Below are 5,477 nucleotides of genomic sequence, written 5' to 3'. Positions count from 1 at the left end.
TAAATAACTCGAAAAAAATATTTGAAATAATGAAAATTACTTCATAAGATTTAATTTAAAACTTACTAAAAATGTTAATATATGAAAAATGTTTTTAATTTAAAATTGCAATATTATACTGTATTGTTATTTTTTTTGTTGCCGCTATTTGTAGTAGCACAACCTAGTGGAAAAGAAGTGCCTACTGATGGTACTTATATTTATAGAGTAGATTGGCGAAGCCCAAAAGAAATTAAAAAAGCTGGTGGTTTTCGGTCTTGGGCGTTAGAAAACCATTTACCAGCAGCTCAAATCAATTGGTCTATATTTGATCATGTAAATAATGCACAAGCTGGCAGATTAGATAGCCCTTACGTCTCTTTTAGTGAAACTATGAGAGCTGCAGGTTCTGTTGCTCGTTCTTTAGTAGCAATGAATCCATCACGAAGAATAATCTATATTTATGTTGTGGCACCTACTACTTATTCATCCGTACCAGTAAACGCTACGGTACAAAGTTATACTCCAACAAGCGGTTTTTTAGAAATAGTTGAAATGATGAATGTTGAATGGCCAAGAGTATTAAGCGCATACAGAGTGAGTACTGATAATCTTAATGAATGGACTTATTTACCATTTGATTCTTTTGAAATGCCACAAAGAAATGGTATTGGTGCTCCTGCCTTTTTATTAGCGGGTTTTCCTCCAGGACACGTAGCTTGGAATCAAGAACCATGGGCTTCTACTACTGAAGCAGTTTTGTGTAGAGTAAATTCTAATTAATCTTATTATAAATAAAAGAATATGAAAAATTTAAAAGTGTTACTAAATATATTTATGATTAGTTATTTACCTCTTATGGTTTTCTCTCAAGGGTCTAGTTCAGATTTATGCCTTGAAGCAATTACTAGGAGTGGACAAAATTTTTATGAAACCCAAATGAAGTCAAATGCACTTTATGCGGTTCAGGTAACTACTGCTGGAAATGAAAATTATGATATTCATCCAAAAGGATTTAATACTGATTGGGAAGCATTATTAGAGAAAAGTAATAATGTTTTTACGGAATCATCTGGTTTTATTCCCATAGTAGATGGAAAACATCTAGATCTATTAGTTAAAAATATGATCAATAATGGTAGCTTTGGTGCAAAAGCAAATATTACGATTTATCAACTGAAACCAAATTTTAAATGTAGTACATTAAAAAGTATTTTAAAAGTTGATTTTAATAATGCAATTTTTGCATTGACGGCATTAACGGCTAAAGATTGGAAAAGCAAAATTAGTTTAAATAACCCTTTTTTACAAATTTTACCTACGGATTATCTAACTTCGCCAGAAGTTATAAAACTCTATAGAGAAGCTTTATTAATAAGTCATTTACATTCAACTTATGGTGTGATATTTAATAGTTTTAAATTTACAGATAATATTCCTGGTGAAATGATACTTCAGGCTAGAGAAGTTACAATAAATACAGCGAATTTTGAAATTGTTAATACAATCAAAACAATTGATTGGACAAAAAAAACTAGAGGTTCTGGAGAAGTAATTGGGGATTATAATTTAGAGCATAAATTTAACTTTAAACAACGTGACTTAAATGAAAATGAACGTGGTATTCTAACTAGTTTAAATTCACAATACGATTTGGCAAAACCTTACTTTATATGTCCAACTATTTCTACTCGTAGTATTTTTGATATTTGTTATGTCGATCCTATTGCACCCTTAAAATTGAGTAATGTAAACTTAGTAGTTCCCAATAAATGGGTTAATAGCTATATTAAACCTAGTGCAATTGAAAACAAGTTACCCTATCTTGAACAAAATGGTATAACTGGTGATTTTAATGGAGACGGTATTATGGATTATGCGGGTTTAACAAATGTTGGAACTACTTTTGTTTATTATAATGGTAGCGAATATAAACAAATTAATCAATCCAATAATAGTAATGGTTTTGATGCAGATGTAAAAGACAAAATTTTTGCTGGTGATTTTAATGGTGATGGTATGGACGATTTGTTGTATGCTAAATCTAATGGAAAAGTAGTATACTTTTATGCTAATGGAAATGGATTTGGTGAAGCAAATGTAGTAAATTGGAATACTATATTTTCGTACAAATTATATCAAGCAGGGCAAGGATGGATTGTAAGAAATGAAAAGACAGGAAAAGATGAGTTGATATACCGTGCAGAAGGTAATAAATTTGCCAGTTATGCAGAGGGTTATGGTAATAGTCTTACATTGAAAGAAGCGTCACTTTGGTTAGATAGTTTTGGTCCTGATACCAGAATGGGTTTTGGTAAAAGATACGCTACGGATAAGTATCCATCTTTTTATACGGTTTATGATGATAAAAGTATTAAAATTTTTGATACAAAACTTGATGCTGATGGCCGTATAAATGTAGATTATGTACATCACGACACGTCAAATTTATATGATATTGGTTACGCTAGCACATTAGACGGAACAAATCATAAAAAACAATCAAATTATTACATCGATCAAAATGGCGACGGAATAGGAGATTTTGTAACTTTAACTGGTGGATATGGAGAATATTTTACCGTATATTATGGTCCAAATTTTACTGACAGATTTGCATTTGCAACTGGAAATAATCATTTTGATTGGAATTTATTCAGTCGTTGGCAAGATGTTAATCAAGACGGAAAAGACGATTTGGTTACTTTATATGATACAGAATATAGAGTGTTTTTATCTAATGGATATCAAAATATGAACTCTTATTTTGCTGTACCAGCAGGAAATAAAAAAGGTGAAGAAGGTTCATTATGGGCACCTTATATGGGAATGAGTAAAACCAAAGATAATTTTACTTCATTAACACGTTGTCAAGCAAAATGGGACATGGTAAACACTTCGTTTATTTCATTTAATAACAGTAATTTTGTGTCAAATGGAATTTCTCCTAGATCTTTGTCAAATGCTATTTCTACAAGTAGCCTAAATTATGCAAATAATGTCTTAGAATTTGGTAAATGGAAAGTTGTTTATGATAATTTTACTGTAAATCCAGCTTATCATTTTGATGAACATGCTGATAGGATTTCAGATTGGAAAGGTAAAATAGATGATGTATTTCTTACGGGTAATTTTGTTCCAAATAAACCACAGCTCTTGTTAGCTATTAATAACGATACCAAACAAAATGAATTAATTGAGTTTAATACAACCTCTATTAATCAATTAGATACCTATAAAGCTGTTAGATTAAAACGTAATGTTCAAAATAAATTAGCAAATGTTGTAACTTATAATAATAACAATATATATAAAGTTATAGATAGAAATAGTGATGGAATACAAGAAGTTGTTGTTTTTGTACCCAATTCAAATATCCATTATGTTCTTGAAGCCAATGAACTAGGAGTGTGGAGTCAAGTAAGTAAAAATATATCTTGGTATAATAATCGAATCTCAGATAAATTTTATTCTGGTGATTTTGATGGAGATGGACATTTTAATGAGTATATGATTTTAAGCCCAACTACTAAATTAGCCATGATGTTTAGAATTAATTCTGATGGTTCATCTATTTGCTTGTGGCATAATAGTTATAGTGGCAATATTGGTAATTTTTCAATAAATGATTTTGTAAGTAATGTAAATACTGAAGTTCATAAGATGAATGGACCATCTACAGGTTTGATGGGTATAACAGGTTCAGGACGATTAGTAGGTATTTATTACGCCAATTGGCAGTGGAATGCAAAATTCAATTTACAAACGGTGGCAAAAGAAGATGGAAGTTTGATCAATTTTTCTCAAAATACGTTTAAAAGGATAACAAATTTTTCCTCATCTAAAGGTTCATTCCCACTATTATTTGATACGAATGGTTTTGTTTACGGTTTTAAAGTTCAAAGTGATGGTACTTATTTAGCAATTAATACTAATCCATCTAACAGATTTGAACATGGCTTTGCAGATGCTGATAAAATAGGTGTTATTAACCCGCAGCCCAACAAAGAAAATGCCTTATTAGGGTTTACTTTTAAAGATGGTAAATTGAATGCAGCACGTATGTTTAGATTCAAAACTACTTCAGTATCAAATTTTAAAAACTCAGATGAAGAAGTGTTAAAAGCAATTGAAATTAAAGAAGATTATATAAAACCATTTATTTTTCCTAATCCATTAACAAATGGTTCCGAGTTAAAAATTAATAATGGTTTAGAAATAATTAATATTGTAGAACTTTATGATATTACTGGAAAAATATTAAAAGTAATTAATTTTAATAGTTTAAAAAATGAAGTTAATGTTGAGCTTCCTATTTTGAAAAGCGGCATTTACTTTATTCGTATAAATAATAAAACAAATTTTAAATTATTAATTGAATAACTATTTAATTATCAAAATCGTTTGGAATAACTGAAGTTTAACTTTAATTATCTAAACGATTTTTAATTTTTTAAGAGTATTATCATTACAAAATGAAACATTATACACTACTAATATTATTATTGTTTTTTAATTTCTATTTAAATGCCCAAAATATGATGTTAAAACAGTCTATTGGTGGTTCTGGTGGATTGACAAAAACATATCATCAAAAATATATCATTCAGAACGCTTTAGGACAAAGCAGTGTTATTGGATCATTTTCTAGCTCGCATACCGGTATAAATCAAGGTTTTATTCAACCTTTACTGTTTTTAAATAACAAAAATGCAATACAAATTTCAGTAAAGGATCAATTTATGATTAGTCCAAACCCTTTTATTGATGTAATTCAAATTTCTTCTGTAAAACAATTAGGAGCTCCTTTTAAAATAACAATTTATGATATTATGGGGCATTTGATTCATGAAAGCAATACGATTTTTTTGAACCAATATCAATTGGACTTGGCCTTTTTACCCAGTGGTACTTATTTAGCAATTATTGATTGTAAGGAATTTAACGTTGTAAAAAAAATTATTAAAAAATAGCTGTTAAATTTATTTTTTTAAATATTAATTTGCAAATATATATTTATTATGTTTATAAATTTACAAGTTTATATTTATTGTATTTATAAATTTTAATAATATATTAATTTTAAAGTAATCAATTATGAAAAAAAAAATATCTATTATTTTTATGTAGTTGTAGTATGTATGCACAGCAAGTATATGTTGAATCGGGTATAGTCAACTCCGAATTTAGATTTTTGAACTCAAAGTATGAAAGATTAGAACATTTAATTGATGGATCTAATAATTTTTGGTCTTTAGGCTATAGAGATCAATTTCTAAATAAACGTTTTAAGTCCTATGCTGGTTTACGTTATGCAACTTATAGTAGTATTGGAAGTATTAAGGAATTAAATACTTATTTAGAATGGAAGGTCAATTATTTAGAACTTCAAACAGGTATAGAATTCAAATTGTTATCATTACCTAATGTTTTTATTAAAAACAATAAGGAAGCCTTTTTTTTTATTACAGGTAATTTTTGGTTCACATAAATTTTAA

4 protein-coding genes are annotated in these 5,477 nt (G+C 28.5%); all 4 read left to right on the top strand.

The genetic code is table 11. From position 1 onward, the window contains the following. Positions 1 to 81: 81 nt before the first annotated feature. The 4 genes from B0A58_RS03455 (at position 82) to B0A58_RS03440 (ending at position 5,470) form a co-directional block, all read left to right on the top strand. A complete protein-coding gene (locus B0A58_RS03455) occupies positions 82 to 762 on the top strand; it encodes an enterotoxin A family protein (protein ID WP_089079902.1) in 681 nt (226 codons plus the stop codon). 21 nt (positions 763 to 783) lie between these two features. Further along, positions 784 to 4,362 carry a T9SS type A sorting domain-containing protein gene (locus B0A58_RS03450; RefSeq protein WP_089079901.1) on the top strand — a complete coding sequence of 1,193 codons (3,579 nt, stop codon included), beginning with the start codon at positions 784 to 786 and terminating at the stop codon, positions 4,360 to 4,362. Positions 4,363 to 4,454: 92 nt separating this feature from the next. Continuing rightward, positions 4,455 to 4,952: a T9SS type A sorting domain-containing protein gene (locus B0A58_RS03445; RefSeq protein ID WP_089079900.1), complete on the top strand. Its 498-nt coding sequence runs from the start codon at positions 4,455 to 4,457 to the stop codon at positions 4,950 to 4,952. A gap of 164 nt (positions 4,953 to 5,116) precedes the next feature. Next, a complete protein-coding gene (locus tag B0A58_RS03440) occupies positions 5,117 to 5,470 on the top strand; it encodes a hypothetical protein (protein ID WP_089079899.1) in 354 nt (117 codons plus the stop codon). Positions 5,471 to 5,477: the final 7 nt, after the last annotated feature.

The sequence above is a fragment of the Flavobacterium branchiophilum NBRC 15030 = ATCC 35035 genome (genome assembly GCF_002217205.1).
Taxonomy (GTDB): domain Bacteria; phylum Bacteroidota; class Bacteroidia; order Flavobacteriales; family Flavobacteriaceae; genus Flavobacterium; species Flavobacterium branchiophilum.
The sequence above is the reverse complement of the archived record's forward strand: the minus strand, read 5'-3'. Positions and strand labels throughout refer to the sequence as shown.

What these genes read in the sequence shown, in the direction of transcription:
- B0A58_RS03455 (WP_089079902.1), top strand. Translation starts at nt 82, where the DNA reads ATGAAAAATGTTTTTAATTTAAAATTGCAATATTATACTGTATTGTTA.
- B0A58_RS03450 (WP_089079901.1), top strand. Translation starts at nt 784, where the DNA reads ATGAAAAATTTAAAAGTGTTACTAAATATATTTATGATTAGTTATTTA.
- B0A58_RS03445 (WP_089079900.1), top strand. Translation starts at nt 4,455, where the DNA reads ATGAAACATTATACACTACTAATATTATTATTGTTTTTTAATTTCTAT.
- B0A58_RS03440 (WP_089079899.1), top strand. Translation starts at nt 5,117, where the DNA reads ATGTATGCACAGCAAGTATATGTTGAATCGGGTATAGTCAACTCCGAA.